Raw genomic sequence first — 21,010 nt, forward strand, 5'->3', positions numbered from 1 at the left:
CCCTTCTGCGGTTTCGCAAAAGAGCGGCTCAATTTTTACAAGTTTGCGTGCGGTCTTGCTTTTTCCCGTTTCAGCTTCCGGAACACAACGATATACGCCGGGATCAGGAAGAAGCAGGCAAAGAACCAGGCCACCGGGTTTGCAATACAGGCGGCAAAATAGCCCCACAGCGGCACGAACAGGAAGCCCACCATAGCACGGGCGATCATCTCTGCCACACCGGCAAACATGGCCAGGCTGGAATAACCCAGACCCTGAATGGTATAGCGGTAAATGATAAGGACCGCCAGCGGGATATAGAACACGCTGTTCCAGAAGATGAAGCTCTGGGCGTTGGCCATGATCTCGGTCTGGCTGCTCTCAAGGAACAGGCCGATCAAAGCCTTATCCAACACGCGCAGGATCAGGAAGGATGCCACACTGTACACACAGCCGATGCCCAGGGCAGTGTTCACGCCCTTATTCACACGGTTCAGGTCGTGGGCACCCATGTTCTGGCTGGCGTAGGTGGTCATGGCCGTGCCAATGCTCTCCAGCGGGACGGACAGGAACTGTGCCGCCTTGCCGCCTGCAGTCTGTGCTGCCACGATGTCACTGCCCAGACCATTGACTGCACCCTGCAGCACGACGGAACCGATGGCCGTGATGCTGCACTGCAGACCCATGGGGATGCCCATGCCGCACAGCTTGACACAGTGCTGTCTGCTCAGGCGGCTTTCTTCTTTGTTCCAACGCAGCTCATTATAATGCTTGAGGATGTACCACAGGCTGCCCAGACCGGCCACTGCCTGGCTGAACACGGTGGCGAATGCTGCACCGAACACGCCCATCTTGAAGACGATGATACAGAGCAGATCCAGCCCGATGTTCAGAAAGCTTGCCACCAGCAGGAAGTACAGAGGCCGCTTGCTGTCGCCCAGAGCGCGCATCAGGGCACTGGTCATGTTGTACAGCAGGGTGAAGGGGATGCCGATAAAGATGGTGCGGATGTAGATGTCCGCCAGATCAATGATGTTGTCCGGGGTATTGGTCCAGACCAGAATGGAACGGGTCATGGCCACCGTGACCACGGTAAGCACTGCGGCAAAAAAGACACTCAGCCAGACGGCATTGGCGGTGTAGCGGCGCATCTCCACATAGTCTTTCGCACCGAATGTCCACGAGATGGGGATGGAGAAGCCGCAGGCAATGCCATTGACAAAGCCCAGCACCAGATAGTTCAGACCGCCCACACTGCCGACCGCCGCCAGCGCTTCCACGCCCACAAAGCGGCCCACGATGATGGTATCTGCCAGATTATAGAACTGCTGGAACAGGCTGCCCAGCATCAGCGGCACCGCAAAGGCAAGGATCAGCTTGAGCGGGCTGCCCTGCGTCATATCTTTCGTCATACGCACATTCCTCCTTGGGAAAGCATCACAGACCTTATCACACGAATTTTTTCCGACAAAAACGCCCTGCCGCGCAATGGGCAGGACGTTTTTGTTCATGTGGGTATTATATCAGGTTGCGATGAATTTTCAAGAGGTTTTTTCAAATTTCTCAGTGCTTCCCGGCCAGATGCTTCAGCAGCTGGAACAAAATGCTCCAGAAACCTGTTCCGGCATTGCCCGAAGGCGGGGTCTCCTCATCCGGAATGCTCAACGGCGTATCATCCTCCGTGATGCACATAGCGACCGACACACCAGATTCGTCCTGAGCAGCCCAAACCTACTCTGTACAGCAAAACCGCCCCGGCGTACGTTTCTGCACGCCGGAGCGGTTCGGGTCATTCTTCATTTTGGACGATTTTCTCAAATGCCTGTTGCAGCGGCGCTTCGATTCCCTGCGCCGCATAAATCGTTGCGATCATCAACTCGTCCGGATCTACCGCAGTGAAATCCAAATCATACCCCGCATTTTCTGCCAACTGTGACAAAAAGACGCGCTGTGTTCGCCCATTGCCCTCCCGAAACGGGTGTAGCTCGTTGGTTCGTTGATAAAGATCCACTAATGCAGCGATAAAATCATTCCTTGCAAGCCCACAAAGAAGATTATTCTGCGCAAGACGCTTAAAAATCGCCGCACTCACCCGTGGGATTTCCTCCACCGGGCAGAACTGCGTTCCTTTTTTGGACAGGTTGACCATCCGTACCTGTCCCGCCCAATCATACAACTCACCGAATAAATGTCGATGGATTGCTTTATAGTGCTCAAAATCAAATGCTGCACATCGGGGGTTCTCTGACCATTGTATCGTTTTGGCCGTAACCAGAACCGATTCTACTGCATTCAGCTCTTTTTGCGTATGCAGATCAAATTTATTGACCAGGACTGTCGTTCCCGGATAGCAGCCGTCCTGAGCCGCTTCGATGGTATAAGGCATTCGTCACCTCCGGGACAGCTCCTGCTTTTTCTGACGTTTCAATGCTTCTCTTACAAGGGTTGCAGTATCGATTTTTCCATCCAGATAGCGCAGGCAGTCTCTCTTTTCCTGCTCTGAGATCTCCAGCCCCTCCATCCGGGCCGATGCCACTGCGTTTGCAAGTGCTCGTTTCCGTGCTACTGTCATTTTTCCGCCCCCCTGTTTTTATCAGTATACCAAAAGACACCCACAGAGTGCAAGAGATAAAACCGCCCCGGCGTGCGTTTCTGCACGCCGGGGCGGTCCGGGTCATTCTGAATAATGTGCGAGGAACTGTCTGGTACGCTCTTCCCGGGGGTGGTCGATGAGCTGTTTGGCCGGGCCCTCCTCCACGACCACGCCGCCATCCATGAACAGGATGCGGTCGGCCACATCGCGGGCAAAGTGCATCTCATGGGTGACAATGATCATCGTGGTCTTGCGGTCAGCAAGATCACGCAGGACCTTCAGCACCTCGCCGGTCAGCTCCGGGTCAAGGGCGCTGGTGGGCTCATCAAAGCAGAGGATATCCGGGTGAAGCGCCAGTGCGCGGGCAATGGCCACACGCTGCTGCTGGCCGCCGGAGAGCTGATGCGGGTAGTGGCCGGCCCGCTCCGAAAGGCCCATCTGCGCCAGCAGTTCTCTCGCCTGCTGTTCCAGCTCCGCGTGGATGGCCTTTTTGTTTGCCTGATATTCCGGACGTTCCTTTGCCAGCAGTTCCCCTGCCAGCATCACGTTCTGCAAGGCCGTGTACTGCGGGAACAGGTTGAAGTTCTGGAACACCAGACCGAAATGGAGCCGCTTTTTGCGGATCTCACTTTCCTTCTGGGTGGCAGGGTCGGCGGCATCCCACATGGTCTCGCCGTTCACCTTGATAATACCCGTGTCAGGCCGTTCCAGAAAATTCAGGCAGCGCAGCAGAGTTGTTTTGCCGGAACCGGACGAGCCGATGATTGCCAGTGCTTCACCCTGCTCCAGATCCAGGGAGATGTCCTTCAACACATGGGTCTCGCCAAAATTTTTCCCGATACCGGAAGCTTCGAGCAACGCCATAATCTATCTGCCTCCTTAGCAGCGGAAATAATCGAGCTTTTTTTCAGCCCAGTTGAACAGGATGGTCAGTGCGCCCACAAACACCAGGAAGAAGAGCGCGGTGGAGAACAGCGGCCAGATCAGGCCCTTTGCGCTATACTCCTTGGCCATCATAATGATTTCCTTGTTGGCAATGGTGTTTGCCAGCGAGGTATCCTTGACCAGCGTGATGATCTCGTTGCCCATGGGGGGCAGGATGCGCTTGACGACCTGAAGCAAGGTCACCTTGAAAAAGATCTGTGTTTTGGTCATGCCAAGCACCTGCCCGGCCTCAGTCTGCCCCTTGGGCACTGCTTCAATGCCGCCGCGGTAGATCTCAGAAAAATAGCAGGCATAGTTGATGGCAAAAGCCACCACCGCCGCCACCATCCGTCCGCCGGAGCCAGAAGGCCAGGGGTTGTTCATGCCCAGCAGGCCGGGGCCCAGATAGATCACAATGATCTGCAGCATCAGCGGGGTGCCGCGGATGATCCAGACAAAGGTCTTGACCAGCCCGGCCAGCGGCTTGCAGCGGCTCATGGAGCCAAACGAGACCACCAGCCCCAGCGGCAGCGCAAACAGCAGTGTCAGGGCAAAGAGCTCACAATTGAGCAGGAACGCGCCGGACAGGCGCATAAGAATCACAGACACAAAAACACACCTTTTTTATTCAGAATCCATATTCCCTTCCATCACCGCCGGTGAAAATTCCCTCTGCTCGGGAGCCTTTCACGCATCGGCAACAAAAAGCCTCCCTCACCGAGGGAGGTCGCATCGCATAGCGATGACGGAAGGAGCTTTTCAACAAATTCAGTCAGCCAGTGCCAGATCGTACTTATCGGCCAGTGCCTGCATGGTGCCATCGGCCTTCAGTGCATCAAAGGCCTCATCCACAGCGGCGGCAGCATCACTGCCCTTGCGGAATGCCACGCCGTACTCCTCGGCGTTCAGCTCGTCCACGATCTTCAGGTCGGCATAGTCAGTGCCCTCACCGATCATGGCGTTGGCCAGGGTCAGGTCAAGTACAGCGGCATCGGCAGTGCCTGCGGCAACTTCCATCAGGCAGTCGGTCTGAACGCTCTTGGAAACGTAATCAGCCTGTGCCAGGTTCTCGTCCCCCTCAATGGCGGCCTCACCAGCGGAACCAGCCTCGGCGACCACGGTCTTACCCACCAGGTCAGCGGTAGAGGTATAATCGGTGCCATCTTTCACAACGACCACCTGTGCATTCTTTGCATAAGCCTTGGTGGTAGCGGCGTTCTGCATGATGTCATCGGTCAGGGTCATGCCGTTCCAGATGCAGTCGATGCTCTTGGCATCCAGCTCCACGACCTTGGTATCCCAGTTGATCTCCACAAACTCCGGCTCCACACCCAGCTTTTCGCAGACAGCAGTTGCCAGCTCGGTATCAAAACCGGTGAAGTTGCCATCGGCATCGGTGTAGTTCATGGGCTCGTAAACAGTGTAGCCAATGACCAGCTTGCCCTTGCCCTTGATGTAATCCAGGTCGCTGCCTGCAGTCTGGGAAACGGCGGCACTGCCGGAAGCAGAGGCCGAAGCAGATGCGGCAGTGGAAGTGGAAGCGGCACCGCCGCAGGCGGCAAGGCTCAGTGCCATGGCACCGGCCAGAAATGCGGATACAAGACGTTTCATATACGGTTCCTCCCTCAGTGGCAAGCAGCTTTGTTTTATTGCTTTATCATGCTAAATTGCTAAACTGTGGTTATAGAATAGCGCGTTTTCTGCCATTTGGCAAGGGGGAAAACTGATTTTTCGCAGTTTGCTCAAATCTTTACCGCTTTACCACGGCAAAGCGGGCAATTTGACAAAACAAAAACGCCGCGTCGGCAGCTGCCAGACGCGGCGAGAGGGTTTCTCTCTGAAAACGCAGCGGAATGCCACCTATCCGGGAGAGCCGGTGTGCGATTGTGAGACCGAAAAGGGTTTCCTCCTCAGCTCAGGGCATCCAGCGCCGCCTTTTGCAGATCGGTGATGTCAATGGTACACAGAGCCTTCAGGTCGGCATCGCCGCCGGAAAGCCCGGCGATCTCGGTGCGGGTCTTGCCCTTGAGGGCATCGCAGAAGCCCTCGCTGTGCTCATACCACTCCTTGCCCAGCGCCGATGCGCCGCGCATCCCGTAGTCCTCGCCCAGCTCCAGCTTGGTCTTGACGAGATCCGGGGCTGTCACACCGCCGTCTGACACCACTGTCAGGGCCGGCTCAGCCATATCCGCAATGGCGCTGGTCACACGGCGGTCCGCATCGGTGGTCAGTGCCACGATGCTCACATCCACCTGCGCATTCACATCCTTGTCATCGGTGGCGGTGATGTCCGAAGTCCCGTTCATCGCTTCGATGCCCAGCGCGGCCCTGTCGCCCCTGGCGGCACCCAGTGCCCTGGCATTGGCGCAGGCCCGGGTCACGGCATCCCGGTAACGGTCCACTGCAATGGTGCACCCGCTCAGCAGGTCGGCATCCGTGGGCTTGCCGTCTTTATCCACTTTGAGCATGGAGACCTGTTCCGGGGTCATGCCGATCAGGTAACTGGCAAAGGCATCCGCCTGTTCCGCCCAGCCCTTTTTCAGGGAAGAGACCTCGGCCAGCGGGTAATCGTCCCCCTTCTGCCGCTTGGTGCGCCAGTCGGTGGGCAGGGTCACATGGCCGGTGCTGTCCGCCGAAACAGACACTTCCAGCTCGTCCAGCAGAACACTTTCCAGTTTCCCCTCGCCATCCAGCAGGACAGCGGCCGCTGCCAGCTCAATTTTCCCTGCCCTGTCCTGATCGGTGGCCTCTGTCACCACACCCAGACCGGTTTTCCATGCCGCTGTCTGGGTCTGTGCGGAGGATGTGCTGCTTCCGCTCATGCTGCCGGAGCTGCCCGACCCGGCGTTCGTTTTGCCGCAGGCGGTCAGCAGCAGCGCCGCCGCCATGGCACAGCTCCAAAGAGCCCGATGGTTCTGATTCATAGATACGCTCCCTTTCCACACGGCCCGTTGGGCCTTTGCCCCATAGTATGTCCAGAAGAGCGTAAGATTACGCAGCCGACGGGAGTTTTCCAAAGCAAGTGTCCGCTGGGGTGGGACCCTGTTGCCGCAGGCAATAGGGCGGGCGATGGAATGGCCCGTTTCACTTGCGTGGAAAAGCTCCCCGAGTGCTGCGCGCAGCCGCTTACATCAACGGACTCAGCAGCCGCAGCACGCTGTCCAGTGCTGTGCCCGGCAGATTGGTGCGGCAGTCGGACCGCATGATCTCCCGGCACTGCGGCAGGGTGCGCTCCACATCCTTCCGCAGAGCGGCGATCTGGCTGTTATGGAAGAGCAGTGTTCCGCACTCAAAATGGAGAAACAGGCTCCGGTAATCCATATTGATGCTGCCCACCACGGCCACGCGGTCATCGCTGACATAGCACTTGGCGTGGAGGAAACCGGGCGTGAATTCATAAATGCGCACGCCCGCCCTGAGCAGGGGCAGATAGTAGGAACGGCTGAGCCGGAACACCAGCTTCTTATCCGGGATCCCAGGCAGGATGAGCCGCACGTCCACCCCGCGCTTGGCCGCACTTTTCAGAGCATCCAGCATCTCCTCGCTCACGGCCAGGTAGGGCGTATAGATATAAACATATCTCTGGGCCTGAGAGAGGATGTCCAGATAGACCGTCTCGGCCAGCGGCTCCTCATCCAGCGGACTGTCCGCGTAGGGCTGCACCACGCCATCCTGCACTGCGGGCAGGCGGGTGGGCGCAAAGGCGGTGTAATCGGTCTCCTGCGGGCGGAAGGCGTTCCATACATTGAGGAACATCACGGTAAAGTTCCAGACAGCGGCTCCTTCCAGCCGGATGGCCGCATCCTTCCAGTAGCCAAAGCGCTGCTCTGCATTGATATACTCATCCGCCAGATTCACGCCACCGGTGTAGGCCACATTGCCGTCAACCACCACGATCTTGCGGTGGTCGCGGTGGTTCATCACCAGCGAGACCAGCGGCACCACCGGGTTGAAAGGGATGCAGCGGATATGCGCCCTCTCCATGCGGATGACAAAATCACTGGGCAGGCCCAGCAGGCTGCCAAAATCATCGTAGATCAGCCGCACATCCACGCCCTGGGCGGCCTTGCGGCGGAGGATCTGCTCCACACCGTCCCACATTTTGCCGGAACGGAGGATAAAAAATTCCAGAAAGATAAATTTTTCCGCCTTGTCCAGATCCGCCAGCAGCTGGGGATACATCTCCTCCCCGCAGGAAAAGTAGTGAGCAGCGGTATCCCTCCAGGCCGGATACGGCCCGAACTTTGCCACATAGCGGCTCAGGTTCCGGCTGGAGATATCCAGCGCATCGGTCTGGCCCTCGGGCTGGGCAAGCTCAGTCTGATGGGCCTGTTCCACCTTCTGCATCCGCTCCCGCAGATGCTTGGCGGGGGCCTTGTTGCCAAAAGCCAGATAAAGCGCGCCGCCCAGCAGGGGCAGAAGGCCGATCAGAACGATCCAGCCGATCTTATAAGCGCTGTTTTCATCCTTGCGCACCAGATACAGCACGATCAGGATGCTCAGCGCCTTCAGGGCACCGTTCAGCCAGACCCGCCCCGCCGTGAACGACCAGAATGCCCAGAGCAGCCAGAGCACCTGTAAAGCCACCAGCACCACTGTGATCGTGACACGGTTGAAGATGCGGTTGAAAAACTTGACGATGGGCAATCTGAACATGTGGTAACCCTCCCCTGCCGCCCACGGCGATTTTTGATGCTGTTAGTATAGCGCAGAGCGGAAGATTTTGCAAACAAAAAAGCGCCCACAACGGCTTTCCCCGCTATGAGCGCCTATTCAATCGTGGCAGAATTTTTCCCGAGGGTTGTCCGCTTATGCTTCCGCGTCCTCATAACCAACCAGCAGGCCGCCCAGCTCTGCATAATAGCTGCACAGACCGCCGCATTCGCTGATGTCCACCTTTGCTCCATCAAACACAGCCTTTACCATGTGCTTCAGGCGCTCGGCGGCGGCGGGATTGCCGCAGTGAGAGATATGGAGCCTGCCGTTGGTGTAGCCGTGCTCCTTGAGTTCCAGCACGATGCGTTCCAGCGCACCATGCTCACCACGGGTCTTGCAGAGAACATCCAGCTCTCCGGCCTCACTTGCCTGTCCGATGACCCGGATGCCCAGCATCCGCGCCATAGCAGCAACAGCAGGCTTCACGCGGCCATTGCGGGCCAGATTGGCCAGCGACTCCAGCGAGAAGAGCAGATGGGTGTGCTTGTGGTAGCGGAGCATCTCTTCACAGACCTCGTCAAACTCCTTGCCCTCAGCCAGCAGATCCCGCAGATGCTCGGCCAGCAGGCGCTGCTCCGGGCCGGTGGAAAGGCTGTCCAGCACGAACACCCGCTTGCCGGGGTTCTCCTGCTGGTATTCCTCGGCGGCCAGCTGGGCGGCATTGTAGCTGCCGGACAGAGTGCCCGTGATGGTGATGGCATACACCTCGTCGGCTCCCTCGTAGGCGGCCAGCCAATCGCTGACGTTGGGGCAGGAAGTCGAGGTCTTTCCCTTATAGGTGCGCAGGGTCTGGGCCATGCCCAAGGCATCCATTGTGCCGTTGTCCAGATATTCGGCATCGTCGGTGATGATCTTCAGGGGAACGCATTCAAAATCCACGCCCTGCAAGGTGTACAGGCTGGCGGAGGAATCCACAACAATCTTGGTGTTCATAAGCATTTATCTCCATTCCGGCGGCAGAGGATGCCGCAGTTTTTCCTGTTGTTTGAATCACTATATCAGTTTTTCAAAAACCTGTCAACTGTTTTCTTGAATTATTTCAAAAGTTTTTAATTTCCTGTTGACCGCATTTCCAAAACATGGTATACTGTCCGCATGAAATTAGAATCAAACCGCCGCGTTGCGGCCTGCGCCGCAGGGTTTGCCCTGCCCCGGTATGCAGAACTCCCCACCGTAGGGCTTTATCTGGATCAGAGTGTACAGTTTGTCAACGGGTGTTTCTGCACATTTCAGGGGGTGGAGCTCACCGCTTCCATGGTGAGCAACTACGTTAAGAAAGGGATCATCAGCCACCCCATCAAAAAGAAGTATACCCGGGATCAGCTGGCCTGCCTGATCTACATCGTGGTTTCTAAAAATGTCCTGTCCATGGAAAATATCGACAGCCTGTTCAAGATGCAGCAGGCGCATTATACCTCCGCGCAGGCGTATGATACCTTTTGCGATGAGCTGGAGAGCTACCTGCCCTATGTGTTCGGCCTGACCAAAAGCTTTTCCGAGCTGGAGCCGGATGTTGATGATGCACGCAAGCTCCTGCGCAGCACCATCATCTCGGCTGTGAACAAGATCTATCTGGACTGCGTTTTCACCGACCTGCGGCAGGAGCAGGCCCTCTGGCCCGATATCCTGCCGGATCTGGCATAACAACAAAAAAGGCCCTCTCCGTCATGCTTTGTAAAGCAATGATGGAGAGGGCCTTTTTTTCTTAAAATGTAAGCGTGGGGCTGATCTCATTGCGGCGCTGAGCCTGCACGATGCAGTCCTTTTCCGGCACGACACCTGCCGCACCCAGGGTGTTGAACATGGTCTGCAAAGCAAGCGCTGGGGTGTTGTTCTCCTGCGAGAGATGGCAGAGGGCAAACTTCTTGCATCCCTCCTGGATCAGCTCCAGCAGCTTTGCCGAGCACTCATCGTTGGAGAGGTGGCCCCGGTTGGACTCGATGCGGGAGCGCAGGTAGTAAGGATACCGCCCGCTGCGGAGCATGTGGAGGTCGTAGTTGCTTTCCAGCGCCACCAGGTCACAGCCGCTCAGGGCCTGATGCACCGGCGGGGTCAGGACTCCCAGGTCGGTGGCAATGGTCATGGTCTTGTTGTCCGGGGTGTGGATGCGGTAGCCCACGCAGGGCACGTCATGGCTGGTGGGGAACATCGTCACGCCGAAATCTCCCACATCCTCTTCCCCGCCGGACAGGGTGCGCAGCTCACAGGTGGCGGGCACAATGCCGCTTGCATCCAGAAAATCCAGCGTATCGTCTGCGCCGTATACCGGCAGCGGATTCTTTTTGAGGAAGGTAGCCAGCCCCTTGACGTGGTCAGAGTGCTCATGGGTGACCAGAATGCCCGCACAATCGCTGATGTTCAGGCCCAGCTCCTTGAGTGCCGCCGAGGTGGTGCGCACGCCCTTTCCCATATCGATGATGATGTACTTTTCCCCCGTGCGCACCACGCTGCAGTTGCCGGAGGAACCAGAGTATAACGAGATGAATTCAGACATTTCAAACCTCAAGAAACGAACCTCTCCGTCATTGCTTCACAAAAGCTCCCTGTCAGGGAAACTTCTGCAAAACAGACTGAGAGGTTCTGAATGATCACATTGCCGATTCCAGTGCGGCAGGCATCCGCTCCACCTTGCTGATCTCAGCGCCCAGGCCGCGCAGCTTTTCCACGATGTTCTCGTAGCCGCGCTCAATATGGCCGATCTCCTCAATCTCACTGGTGCCGTCTGCCATCAGGGCAGCAACGACCATGGCCGCACCGGCACGCAGGTCAGAAGCGCGCAGGGGGGCGGGGTTCAGTTTGTCCACACCCTCAAACACGGCCACCTGACCGTCCACTTGCACCATTGCGCCCATCTTGCGCAGCTCGTCCACATAGCGGAAGCGGTTATCCCACACGCTCTCGGTGATGGTGGAGGTGCCCTTTGCCACGCTGAGCAGCACACCCATCAGGGGCTGCATATCGGTGGGGAAGCCCGGGTGGGGCATGGTGTTGATCTTCAGCGGCAGGATATCGCCCTTGCGGGAGACGCGGACGGAATCATCGAATTCCTCCACATCCACACCGGCACGGCGGAGCTTTGCCGTGATGGGTTCCAGATGCTTGGGGGTGACATTTTTGATCAGAACGTCGCCGCCGGTGGCAGCAGCGGCAACCATGTAGCTGCCCGCCTCGATCTGGTCAGGGATGATGCTGTAAGTGCAGCCGTGCATCTTTTCCACGCCGCGCACCTTGATCACATCGGTGCCGGCACCGCGCACATCCGCGCCGCACATATTCAGGAAGTTTGCCAGATCAACGACATGGGGCTCCTTGGCACAGTTTTCCAGAATGGTCTGGCCCTGTGCCATCACAGCGGAGAGCATACCGTTCATGGTAGCGCCCACGCTGACCTTATCAAAGAAGATATGGGCACCGTTCAGTTCCTTGGCACGCACGGTGATCATGCCGTAGTCCACGCTGTCCTCTGCACCCAGTGCGCTGAACACCTTGAGGTGCTGGTCGATGGGGCGGGGGCCCAGATTGCAGCCGCCGGGCATGGCCACCTGTGCCTTGCCAAAGCGGGAGAGCAGCGCACCCAGGAAGTAGTAGCTGGCACGCATCTGGCGGGACAGATCGTCCGGGACGTTGGTGCTGTTCAGGTGGGTGGTGTCGATCTCGTAGGTATTGCGGTTCAGCATCTTGATGCTGGCACCCAGGGTGCTCAGGATCTTCAGGCTGACTGCCACATCACTGATGTCCGGCAGGTTTTCGATCACACAGACATCTGCCGCCAGAATGGTGGCAGGCAGAATGCCCACAGCCGCATTTTTTGCACCGGAAATGGTAACTTCGCCATGCAGGGGCTTGCCGCCCGTAATAACAAACTTTTCCAATTTTATAATCTCCTTGTCGCAGGCCCGCCAGCGGCAGGGCCACTCAGGGTTCTTGCTTGATCTCTCCGCGCACCGCTGGGCACACACCCTCACGATACAACTATCTTATTATACACAACTTCGGGCAAAAAGCAAAGCCCCCTTTTCCCCTGCCCGATTATTTTCTGTTTTGCCCAGAATCTGCGGAGATATTCGACATTTTTGTTTCTTATTTCAAAAATTTTACAATCAGCGCCCCTTACCAGACGCAATCCTCGCTGCAAGTCTCCTTGATCCAGCCCAGTTGATAGGCCTTGACCAGCTGTTTCAGGTCATGCACCCGCTCCCGCAGGATCTCGCCCTCGTCCGTCTCTTCCACCAGAATGCGGTGGTTCTCCGTTTCCAGAATGTTCTTCTGCGACACGATGTCGATGTTTTCGTTCACGGCCTTTTCAGCACTGACAAAGGGCTGATGGGTCCGCAGGGACATGGTGCGGCTGGAGTACACCAGCGTGTACCCTGCAATGCCGGTCTTTTCATGGTAGGCGCGGCAGAACCCGCCGTCAATGACGACCAGACGGCCCCCGCCCTTGATGGGACTCTCGCCGCTCTTCTCCCGCACCGGCACATGGCCGTTAACGATGTGGCTGGTGCCGGGCAGACCGAATTCCGCCAGGATACGGCGGCAGGCGGCCTCTTCATTGTACCATGTATAATAGGGGTCCTTGACTTCCTCGTGGGTGGCGGGGTCGGCAATATACAGCCGCTCAAAGGTGGTCATGGCGCTGCGGCCGAACAACGGCGACAGCTTGCCGCACCACAGATACCACAAAAAGTCCTGACCGCTCCGCCGGGCCGCGCTGCTCTCGGGGGCAAAGTAGCCGCGGCGTGCCCGCTCGTCACAGTAGTCCATCAAGCCGCGGCCCGAGTAGTTGTGTCCCTCGAACCGCTCCACGGCAAAGCTGCCGTTTTTGGTCATGGGCACCACGCCGTGGTAGAGCAGGTTGCCGTTCTCGATGTGGTAAACGCTGCCCTTGGCATACAAAAATTCCACATGCTGCTGCAAGCGCTCGCTCTGCCGGAAGGATTCCACCAGCTTGCGGAGCACCAGCCGCTCATCATCATTCAGGGCGGCGGGGTCTGCCGGATCCACGGTGGGGAAGCTGGTGTCCCGCAGGGGGTATGCCTGCCCGTTCAGGGTCACTGTTCCCTTTTTCCAATCGATGTGCCGCAGGAAATCCCGACCCTGCATCTTGAAATCCGGGTTGCGGTCGATGACCTTGCACTCCATCTTGAGCATCAGAATGGTCACGGCCTTGTGCATCACGGCACAGCGGTGGAGCATTCCCTCGGTGTAAGGGCCGCGCGCCGCGTCGGTGTGGGGCATCCAGAGGGTCAGGTCGTCATTTCCGTAGAACTGCTCGGCCATCCGCTGCAGATGCCGCAGGTTGATGCCGTAGCAGTCCTCAAGCATGGCATGGTTGTGGTAGGCCAGTGTCGTTTTGAGCACAGTGCAGACACAGATGGGACTTCCGGCGGCGGCACCCATCCAGACCACATCATGGTTGCCCCACTGGATATCCACATGGTGGTGGCGCATGAGCCGGTCCAGTATGATATCAGGCCGGGGGCCGCGGTCAAACAGGTCGCCCACGATGTGCAGCTTGTCCACAGCCAGCCGCTTGATGAGCTCACACAGCCGGACGATGAACCGGTCGGCGCGGCCATTTTCGATGATGCTGCCCACGATCTGCCCATAATAAAGGTCCTTGTCGTGGTCCTCAAAGTGGGCATGGAGCAGCTCATCCAGAATATACCCGCAGCTGGACGGCAGGCAGGAGCGCACATGCTCCCGGGTATGCTTGGAGGACACCAACCGGCAGATATCAATGAGCTGAAGCAGGGTCTCTGTGTACCAGTGGTCAAGCGCTTCTTCATCCGCGCACCCAGCTTTGAGCTGGGGCAGCTTCTCGTTGGGGTAATAGATGAGCGTTGCCAGCCCGGCACGGGTCTGCTCCGGCACACTGTCCCCCAGCACAATATCCACCTTTTCCCGGATGACACCCGAAGCCGAGTTCAGGATGTGGACAAAGGCCTCGTTTTCACCATGCAGGTCGCTCATAAAATGTTCGGTGCCCTTGGGCAGCTTGAGCAGGGCCTGGGTGCTGATGATCTCACTGGCGGCGGCTGCCTGCGAGGGGTAATCCCGTGCCAGCAGGGACAGATATTTCAAATGATCCCGGATCTCCTCGTTTTCGGTGCGCATGACATCCTCCGTCTGATATGTAGTATTTTTGCATGATATATAATATTCTATCATAGTATACCACATTCCATATCATAAATGGTATAATAAACAAGAGTAATTCTGTCAAATCTTTTGCAAAGGACTTGGATATTATGCCCAAAACCATTTCTGTTGCCGTGCCGGAAGCCTGCACTCTCTGCCCCCGGCAGTGCAAAGCCGACCGGGCCGCCGGGCAGACGGGCTTCTGCGGGGCGGGCCGCACCCTGAAAGCGGCCCGCGCGGCCCTGCACTTCTGGGAGGAACCCTGCATCAGCGGCACCCGGGGCAGCGGCACGGTGTTTTTCTCCGGCTGCACCCTCAAGTGCTGCTTCTGCCAGAACTACCCCATCAGCGCCGAGGGGCTGGGCAGGGAGATCACCGTAGAGCGCCTGGCCGAGATCTTTCTGGACCTGCAGGCGCAGGGAGCCCACAACATCAACCTTGTCACGCCCGGGCAGTGGCGGCCCTGGATCATCGCCGCCCTCGACCTGGCCCGAGCGCAGGGGCTGCATCTGCCCATCGTCTGCAACACCGGCGGCTACGAGACCGTGGAGAGCGTGCACGCCTGGCGCGGTTTCATCGACATCTGGCTGGCCGACCTGAAATATGTTTCCCCTGCCCTTTCGGCAGAGCTTTCCGCCGCGCCGGACTATTTTGCGCAGGCCAGGCCCGCCATTGAAGCCATGATGGCTCAGGCCGGGCACCCTGTTTTTGACAGCGAGGGCATCCTGCAGCGGGGCGTGATCCTGCGCCACCTTGCCCTGCCCGGCCATGTGGACGACAGCTTTGCCGTGCTCGATCAGATGGCGGCTTGGAACAAGGCCGACCCCGGGTGCTTCCTGCCCAGCGTGATGAGCCAGTACACCCCCTTCTATCAGGCGGCAGACCACGGCATCGGGCGGCGCATCACCACCTACGAATACCGCCGGGTGGTCAACTACGCCATGGATTTGGGCCTCAGTTCTGGTTATATGCAGCAGAAGAGCAGTGCAAAGGAAGAGTATACGCCCAGCTTTGACCTGACGGGGGTGTGAACCCCGCCGTCATCCCTGCGGGATTCTTTCGTCAAAACAACCAAAATTTCTTTTTCTTTTTCTCTCGGCCGAAACAGCATTTGCTTGCTATCCGGTGCGCTGTGCGGTATAATGGATACAACAATGTGTTCTCACATAGAATGGATCCCAGAAACGACTTTTTTAGGAGGAGCGTTATGGAACACTACAATCCCATCCTCGGCAGCGAGCCCAACGGCCAGAAATTTATCACCTGCGGCGAGATCATGCTCCGTCTGACTCCGCCGAACTACGAAAAGATCCGCATGGCATCCAGCTTTGAAGCCAGCTACGGCGGCAGCGAGGCCAACATTGCACTGGCCCTGGCCAACCTGGGTGTGGACAGCACCTTCTTCAGCGTAGTGCCCAACAACAGCCTGGGCAAGAGCGCGGTGCGCTGGCTGCGCTCCAACGATGTGCATTGCACCCCCATGATCCTGACCGAGCCCAACGAGACCCCCTCCAACCGGCTGGGTACTTATTATCTGGAAACCGGCTACGGCATCCGCGCTTCCAAGGTCATCTATGATCGCAAGCACAGTGCCATTACCGAGTATGACTTCTCCCAGGTCGATCTGGACGCTCTGCTGGACGGCTACGACTGGCTGCACCTGAGCGGCATTACCCCGGCACTGGGCCCCAACTGCCGCGGCCTCATCATCGATATGCTCAAGGTGGCCAAAAAGAAGGGCCTGACCGTCAGCTTTGACGGCAACTTCCGCTCTACCCTGTGGAGCTGGGAGGAAGCCCGCGATTTCTGCACCGAGTGCCTGCCTTATGTTGACGTTCTGCTGGGCATTGAGCCCTACCACCTGTGGAAGGACGACAACGATCACAGCAAGGGCGACTGGAAGGACGGCGTGCCCCTGCAGCCCAGCTATGAGCAGCAGGACGAGATCTTCCAGCATTTCATTGCCCGCTACCCCAACCTCAAGTGCATTGCCCGCCATGTGCGCTATGCCCACAGCGGCAGCGAGAACAGCCTCAAGGCCTTTATGTGGTACGACGGCCACACCTTTGAGAGCAAGCTCTACACCTTTAATATTCTGGACCGCGTGGGCGGCGGCGATGCCTTTGCCAGCGGTCTGATCTATGCCATGCTGCACAACTATAAGGCTATGGATATGGTCAACTTTGCCGTAGCAAGCAGCGCCATCAAGCACACCATCCACGGCGATGCCAACATCACCGACGATGTCAGCTCCATCCGCAACCTGATGAACATGAACTACGACATCAAGCGGTAAGCTTTCCGCTCTCAACCCGTTCCCGGATTTTCCCCGGGGACGGGTTCTTTTTTATTGCCCGCGATGCTGGAAAAACCTTTTCTTGTACATTCCTCCAAACTTTTTTGTGAGTTCCTACAATTCCATTGACAGAGAATTCCATGCATGGTATTCTTCAAATTGGCATTATTACCTTTTTTTGCCATTCACTCTATGTCGTTTTTCTGCGGCACCAATCCATGAAAGCGGGGAAATCCATGAAAAAACGGTTTGTCAGTCTATTAGTGGCACTCAGCATAACGTTAACATTCCTACCCATCGGAGCAGTAGCAGCGACTCCGATTAGGATAGGCAACCTCAAATATACAGTTAACGCCGATGGAGAATCAGTTACAGTTTCCGGTACATCAGGAAACCCTACACAACTTAACATTGAGAGCTCAATTTCAAGCAATGGCAGGAACTATACTGTAACCGAAATTGCAACGTGGGCCTTTAATAAATGTAACACGCTTACGGAAGTTACATTGCCTAATACGGTGGACGAAATTGGATACCAGGCATTCTTTAACTGTTCCAATCTAACTAATGTTACAATCCCTGAAGGTGTTACAAAAATCGGCCAAGCTGCTTTTTATGGTTGTTCTCAGTTAACAAGCATTACGATTCCGAGTACCATCACAGATATGGATACGGCTTTTTCAGGAAATACCGCATTATCTCAAGTCACCTTAACAAACGGCATTCCCAAAATCAGTAGTCACGCTTTTGAGCGTTGTACAGAGTTAAGAGAAATAAAAGTACCCATAAGTGTGGATGAAATCTGCCCATTTGCATTTAATGGATGCACAGGTCTTACAAGCGTGACCCTTGAAAAGGGTATTAACATTATAAATAGCAACGCATTCAAAGATTGCACAGAACTAAATGATGTAAAATATAATGGATATAAAACAGACTGGGAAAAAGTCAGAGTTAATAACGCAGGCAATGATACACTAACCAGCAAAGTTCAGTATCTGTGTGATATCAACTTTGATTTGGACGGTGGCACTATAAATGGTAGTGACACTATGGCCACGCAGACTGTTTACAGCAACGAGAAGCTAGGAACTGCAAAATGCTACCCGAATGACCAGCCGTTTGTAGTTCCCACCGACCCTGTAAGAGAAGGTTATACATTTCTTGGCTGGTATACACAGGCAGAAGGCGGCATAAAATATACATTTACAGAAGCCGTCAGCAGCAACATCACCTTGTATGCCCATTGGAACGCACATAGCCATACTGTAACACTGGAGAACGACGAAAACAAGGAAACGAACTCGTACGACTATGGTTCGTCCGTTTCCGTTCCTACACCCACAAAGAAAACCGGCTATAACTTTAATCATTGGGAAGTTACCGTTCCTGATGGAGAAACCGCCCCATCCTTGAACGGCCCAGATGAGAACGGCAATTATAGTTTCTCCATGCCGGACTATGATATAATCTTGACTGCAAAATGGACACAAAAAGATGTGATTGACCCGGATGTTGACCTTAAGTTTGACGCAGTGACCGGAGAAGTGACATCGAACAATGCTAAAGTCAATGCTGATGATATCATCAATAAGAAATTTTATGATGATAAGGGAAATGAAGTTCCCGGTGAGAAATTGAATGACCGCGGGCTCCCTACGGAACCGGGCGATTATATCGTCAAAGTTGATGTCAAAGAGACCGAAAATACCGCTCCCGCGAATCAAGTCACTGGCAATCAGATTAAGTGGAGTTACAATGTTCCCCAGAAAGAAGAAAAGGTCACCTACACTCTATCCCTTCTTGGCGGTATTGCAAAAGTAAACGGCAAGGATACTACTATCAATGACAATGGTGACATTACCATTGAAAAAGGTGCAACAGTGGAAGTAACCTTTGATAGGAGCATTCTTTCCGATGCTCAGACTTTTGACCAGTGGACAATTAAGCCTGCCAGCGTGCTGAACGCTGTTGATCCCAAGGCTGAAACCATTACCTTTACCATGCCGGGTGAAAATGTTATTATCGAAGCCATGACAAAGGATGCAAGCATTGAGGAAGAGCCCAACATTCTGGGCACTACCCTCATCATTGGTACTGCCGCCGCGGGTACCGCGGTGCTGGCCTACCAGACCTATCAGTTGGGTACTGAGTTCTATCTGATTTGCGCCCTGCCAACCGGTACAGCTATTCCAACAAACCGAGGTGAGCTGGCTGAACTGGTGTGGAACAATGCAGGAAAGCCTGAACCCGCCGCCGTGCTGAACGCCAATGCCACTGAGACTGACAAGGCCATTGCCTGGGCCGTGGAGAACGACCTGCTCAAGGCCGCGAAGAACAACGGCGAAACCTATGAAGCAACTGATCCTGTAAGCCGCACAGAGGTTATCAAGGCATGGAATCAAGTGCAGGCGTTCAAAAAGTAATTCGTACCGTAACGAGAAGAACAAATAACACCGCAAACCCAATACTCTAATAGAGAACCCCCCTGCCGGTGATCTCCCGGCAGGGGGGTTCTCTATGTTTTAAGAAGCAACTACTTTATTGCCGCTTCATCTTTTTTAAGAAAGGATCATGCGGTCGTTGGCGAACTCGCCGCCGGACGCGATCTGGAACTTGGCCAGCAGGTCGGAGACATGCAGGTTCTTCTTCTCTTCCCCGGAGACATCATAGATGATGTGGCCCTCGTGCATCATGATCAGGCGGTTGCCGTACTTGATGGCATCCTTCATGTTGTGGGTGATCATCATGGTGGTCAGGCGGTTCTCCTCCACGATCTTGGCCGAGAGGGTCAGCACCTTGAGCGCCGTCTTGGGGTCCAGAGCGGCGGTGTGCTCATCCAGCAGCAGGAGCTTGGGCTTGTTCATGGTAGCCATGAGCAGGGTCAGTGCCTGACGCTGACCGCCGGACAGCAGGCCCACGCGGGCGGTCAGGCGATCCTCCAAGCCCAGGTCCAGGCTCTTGAGCAGTTCACGGTAGCGCTCCCGTTCGGCCTTGGTAATACCGATCCTCAGGCCGCGGCGCTTGCCGCGCCGGGCGGCCAGGGCAAGGTTCTCCTCGATCTGCATGGTGGCGGCGGTGCCGGTCATGGGGTCCTGGAACACGCGACCGATGTAGGCGGCGCGCTGGTGCTCCCCCAGTTTGGTCACGTCGGTGCCGTCAATGATGATCTTGCCGCTGTCCACGGGCCACACACCAGCCACAGCGTTCAGCATGGTGGATTTGCCCGCACCGTTGCCGCCAATGACGGTGACAAAATCACCTTCGTTCAATTTCAGGTTCAGACCATTCAGGGCCGTTTTCTCGTTGACAGTACCGGCGTTGAAGGTCTTGGAAACATTCTGGATCTCAAGCATTTTTTGCATCCTCCTTCTGTGCCTTCTTTGCCGCGGGCTTTGCGAAGTACTTGCTCTTCCAATAGGGCACGGCCAGGAACACGGCCACCACGGAGGCGCTCAACAGCTTGAGCAGATTTGCGTCAAAGCCGAGGGTCAGCACCAGCTGGATGACAATGTAGTAGATGATGGCACCCAGCGAGACGGACACCAGCTTGAGGGCAAAGTTGTGGAAGATGCGGCTGAACAGGGCCTCGCCGATGATGACAGCGGCCAGACCGATGACGATGGCACCACGGCCCATGCTGACATCGGCAAAGCCCTGATACTGGCTCAGCAGTGCACCGGACAGGGCCACCAGACCGTTGGAGACCGCCAGACCCAGCACCACATTGAAGCTGGTGTTGATACCCTGGGCACGGCTCATGGCGGGGTTGGAACCGGTGGCGCGGATGCCGCAGCCCAGCTCGGTGCCAAAGAACCAGTACAGCACGCCGATGACCACGGCGCTGACCAGAATGACCATGATGATGGGGTTGTGCAGGGCAATCTCCTTGACCCAGCGCAGGGAGATCAGCAGGTCGTACTTGTCCACGTTGATGGACTGGTTGGCCTTGCCCATGATCTTCAGGTTGATGGAGTAGAGGGCCAGCTGGGTCAAGATACCAGCCAGAATGGCCGGGATGCCCATAAAGGTGTGGAGCAGACCGGTGACAAGGCCGGTGGCCAGACCGGCCAGCAGGGCGATGAAGAGCGCTGCCCAGACGTTCATGCCGGAGAGCAGGCACATAACGCAGACCGCGCCGCCGGTGCCAAAGGAACCGTCTACGGTCAGGTCAGCCACATCCAGGATGCGGTAGGTCAGGTACACACCAATGGCCATGATGCCCCAGATGAGGCCCTGCGCACAGGCACCGGGCAAGGCACCGGGCAGGTTGGCAAGTCTTGCAAGAATATCCAAAACGTTTTCCTCCTGTAACTACACTTTTTTCTGATACGGGAAAGCGGAGAAGAACCAAAATTCGC

The 21,010-nt window shown here is 56.3% G+C and carries 19 protein-coding genes; 4 read left to right on the plus strand and 15 right to left on the minus strand.

Annotated elements, in window-relative coordinates; translation table 11 throughout:
- Positions 1-35: 35 nt before the first annotated feature.
- The 10 genes from J3352_RS02990 to J3352_RS03035 form a co-directional block, all read right to left on the minus strand.
- The gene (locus J3352_RS02990) at positions 36-1,391 is read right to left on the minus strand and encodes an MATE family efflux transporter (RefSeq protein ID WP_156065898.1); all 1,356 of its coding nucleotides are present in this window, start codon (positions 1,389-1,391) and stop codon (positions 36-38) included.
- A gap of 151 nt (positions 1,392-1,542) precedes the next feature.
- A complete protein-coding gene (locus J3352_RS02995) occupies positions 1,543-1,683 on the minus strand; it encodes a hypothetical protein (RefSeq protein ID WP_156065900.1) in 141 nt (46 codons plus the stop codon).
- Between the two features lie 85 nt (positions 1,684-1,768).
- Positions 1,769-2,365 carry a Fic family protein gene (locus tag J3352_RS03000; protein ID WP_005936183.1) on the minus strand — a complete coding sequence of 199 codons (597 nt, stop codon included), beginning with the start codon at positions 2,363-2,365 and terminating at the stop codon, positions 1,769-1,771.
- 3 nt (positions 2,366-2,368) lie between these two features.
- On the minus strand, positions 2,369-2,551 hold the full coding sequence (locus tag J3352_RS03005; RefSeq protein WP_035395000.1) for an antitoxin VbhA family protein: 183 nt from the start codon (positions 2,549-2,551) through the stop codon (positions 2,369-2,371).
- 102 nt (positions 2,552-2,653) lie between these two features.
- Positions 2,654-3,436, minus strand: a complete 783-nt coding sequence (locus J3352_RS03010) for an amino acid ABC transporter ATP-binding protein (RefSeq protein WP_005936190.1) — start codon at positions 3,434-3,436, stop codon at positions 2,654-2,656.
- Positions 3,437-3,451: 15 nt separating this feature from the next.
- On the minus strand, positions 3,452-4,090 hold the full coding sequence (locus J3352_RS03015) for an amino acid ABC transporter permease (protein WP_005936193.1): 639 nt from the start codon (positions 4,088-4,090) through the stop codon (positions 3,452-3,454).
- 174 nt (positions 4,091-4,264) lie between these two features.
- Positions 4,265-5,107, minus strand: a complete 843-nt coding sequence (locus tag J3352_RS03020) for a transporter substrate-binding domain-containing protein (RefSeq protein ID WP_005936196.1) — start codon at positions 5,105-5,107, stop codon at positions 4,265-4,267.
- 299 nt (positions 5,108-5,406) lie between these two features.
- Entirely contained in the window at positions 5,407-6,420 is a 1,014-nt protein-coding gene (locus tag J3352_RS03025; RefSeq protein ID WP_156065902.1) for a hypothetical protein, read from the minus strand.
- A 202-nt stretch (positions 6,421-6,622) separates the two neighbouring features.
- Positions 6,623-8,152, minus strand: coding sequence for a cardiolipin synthase (gene cls, locus J3352_RS03030; RefSeq protein WP_156065904.1), 1,530 nt, complete (start codon positions 8,150-8,152; stop codon positions 6,623-6,625).
- A 153-nt stretch (positions 8,153-8,305) separates the two neighbouring features.
- A complete protein-coding gene (locus tag J3352_RS03035; protein ID WP_227610580.1) occupies positions 8,306-9,145 on the minus strand; it encodes a DegV family protein in 840 nt (279 codons plus the stop codon).
- A gap of 162 nt (positions 9,146-9,307) precedes the next feature.
- Here J3352_RS03035 and J3352_RS03040 point away from each other — a divergent pair, with 162 nt between their 5' ends.
- Positions 9,308-9,856 (plus strand): DUF1836 domain-containing protein, encoded by a 549-nt coding sequence (locus J3352_RS03040; RefSeq protein WP_097773762.1) that lies wholly within the window; start codon positions 9,308-9,310, stop codon positions 9,854-9,856.
- 61 nt (positions 9,857-9,917) lie between these two features.
- Here J3352_RS03040 and J3352_RS03045 read toward each other — a convergent pair whose 3' ends face one another.
- The 3 genes from J3352_RS03045 to J3352_RS03055 all read right to left on the minus strand — a co-directional run bounded on the left by J3352_RS03045 (position 9,918) and on the right by J3352_RS03055 (position 14,329).
- Entirely contained in the window at positions 9,918-10,706 is a 789-nt protein-coding gene (locus J3352_RS03045; RefSeq protein WP_097773761.1) for an MBL fold metallo-hydrolase, read from the minus strand.
- Positions 10,707-10,800: 94 nt separating this feature from the next.
- Complete coding sequence (locus J3352_RS03050; RefSeq protein WP_156065906.1) at positions 10,801-12,084, minus strand: UDP-N-acetylglucosamine 1-carboxyvinyltransferase; 1,284 nt, start codon at positions 12,082-12,084, stop codon at positions 10,801-10,803.
- A gap of 238 nt (positions 12,085-12,322) precedes the next feature.
- Positions 12,323-14,329: a fructose-1,6-bisphosphatase gene (locus tag J3352_RS03055; RefSeq protein ID WP_156065908.1), complete on the minus strand. Its 2,007-nt coding sequence runs from the start codon at positions 14,327-14,329 to the stop codon at positions 12,323-12,325.
- Positions 14,330-14,463: 134 nt separating this feature from the next.
- On the opposite strand from J3352_RS03055, the gene J3352_RS03060 reads away from it, so the two are divergent.
- From J3352_RS03060 to J3352_RS03070, 3 genes are all read left to right on the plus strand, one after another.
- The gene (locus J3352_RS03060) at positions 14,464-15,384 is read left to right on the plus strand and encodes a radical SAM protein (protein ID WP_097773758.1); all 921 of its coding nucleotides are present in this window, start codon (positions 14,464-14,466) and stop codon (positions 15,382-15,384) included.
- Positions 15,385-15,560: 176 nt separating this feature from the next.
- On the plus strand, positions 15,561-16,649 hold the full coding sequence (locus tag J3352_RS03065) for a sugar kinase (protein ID WP_035395021.1): 1,089 nt from the start codon (positions 15,561-15,563) through the stop codon (positions 16,647-16,649).
- 236 nt (positions 16,650-16,885) lie between these two features.
- A complete protein-coding gene (locus J3352_RS03070) occupies positions 16,886-19,075 on the plus strand; it encodes a leucine-rich repeat protein (protein ID WP_207700489.1) in 2,190 nt (729 codons plus the stop codon).
- 135 nt (positions 19,076-19,210) lie between these two features.
- Here J3352_RS03070 and J3352_RS03075 read toward each other — a convergent pair whose 3' ends face one another.
- Together J3352_RS03075 and J3352_RS03080 are read right to left on the minus strand one after the other, a co-directional pair.
- Positions 19,211-20,005, minus strand: a complete 795-nt coding sequence (locus J3352_RS03075; protein ID WP_005936395.1) for an ABC transporter ATP-binding protein — start codon at positions 20,003-20,005, stop codon at positions 19,211-19,213.
- On the minus strand, positions 19,998-20,945 hold the full coding sequence (locus tag J3352_RS03080; RefSeq protein ID WP_005936399.1) for an ABC transporter permease: 948 nt from the start codon (positions 20,943-20,945) through the stop codon (positions 19,998-20,000). Before J3352_RS03080 ends, J3352_RS03075 begins: the two co-directional genes overlap by 8 nt.
- Positions 20,946-21,010: the final 65 nt, after the last annotated feature.

The organism is Faecalibacterium sp. Marseille-Q4164 (genome assembly GCF_017377545.1).
GTDB classification, from domain to species: Bacteria; Bacillota; Clostridia; order Oscillospirales; family Ruminococcaceae; genus Faecalibacterium; species Faecalibacterium duncaniae.

Excerpts from the sequence above, each read along its gene's own strand:
- J3352_RS03075 (WP_005936395.1), bottom strand. The coding sequence starts at position 20,005 with ATGCTTGAGATCCAGAATGTTTCCAAGACCTTCAACGCCGGTACTGTC.
- J3352_RS03010 (WP_005936190.1), bottom strand. The coding sequence starts at position 3,436 with ATGGCGTTGCTCGAAGCTTCCGGTATCGGGAAAAATTTTGGCGAGACC.
- J3352_RS03060 (WP_097773758.1), top strand. The coding sequence starts at position 14,464 with ATGCCCAAAACCATTTCTGTTGCCGTGCCGGAAGCCTGCACTCTCTGC.
- J3352_RS02990 (WP_156065898.1), bottom strand. The coding sequence starts at position 1,391 with ATGACGAAAGATATGACGCAGGGCAGCCCGCTCAAGCTGATCCTTGCC.
- J3352_RS03015 (WP_005936193.1), bottom strand. The coding sequence starts at position 4,090 with ATGCGCCTGTCCGGCGCGTTCCTGCTCAATTGTGAGCTCTTTGCCCTG.
- J3352_RS03065 (WP_035395021.1), top strand. The coding sequence starts at position 15,561 with ATGGAACACTACAATCCCATCCTCGGCAGCGAGCCCAACGGCCAGAAA.
- cls (WP_156065904.1), bottom strand. The coding sequence starts at position 8,152 with ATGTTCAGATTGCCCATCGTCAAGTTTTTCAACCGCATCTTCAACCGT.
- J3352_RS03070 (WP_207700489.1), top strand. The coding sequence starts at position 16,886 with ATGAAAAAACGGTTTGTCAGTCTATTAGTGGCACTCAGCATAACGTTA.
- J3352_RS03020 (WP_005936196.1), bottom strand. The coding sequence starts at position 5,107 with ATGAAACGTCTTGTATCCGCATTTCTGGCCGGTGCCATGGCACTGAGC.
- J3352_RS03025 (WP_156065902.1), bottom strand. The coding sequence starts at position 6,420 with ATGAATCAGAACCATCGGGCTCTTTGGAGCTGTGCCATGGCGGCGGCG.
- J3352_RS03005 (WP_035395000.1), bottom strand. The coding sequence starts at position 2,551 with ATGACAGTAGCACGGAAACGAGCACTTGCAAACGCAGTGGCATCGGCC.
- J3352_RS03055 (WP_156065908.1), bottom strand. The coding sequence starts at position 14,329 with ATGCGCACCGAAAACGAGGAGATCCGGGATCATTTGAAATATCTGTCC.
- J3352_RS03035 (WP_227610580.1), bottom strand. The coding sequence starts at position 9,145 with ATGAACACCAAGATTGTTGTGGATTCCTCCGCCAGCCTGTACACCTTG.
- J3352_RS03045 (WP_097773761.1), bottom strand. The coding sequence starts at position 10,706 with ATGTCTGAATTCATCTCGTTATACTCTGGTTCCTCCGGCAACTGCAGC.
- J3352_RS03000 (WP_005936183.1), bottom strand. The coding sequence starts at position 2,365 with ATGCCTTATACCATCGAAGCGGCTCAGGACGGCTGCTATCCGGGAACG.
- J3352_RS03040 (WP_097773762.1), top strand. The coding sequence starts at position 9,308 with ATGAAATTAGAATCAAACCGCCGCGTTGCGGCCTGCGCCGCAGGGTTT.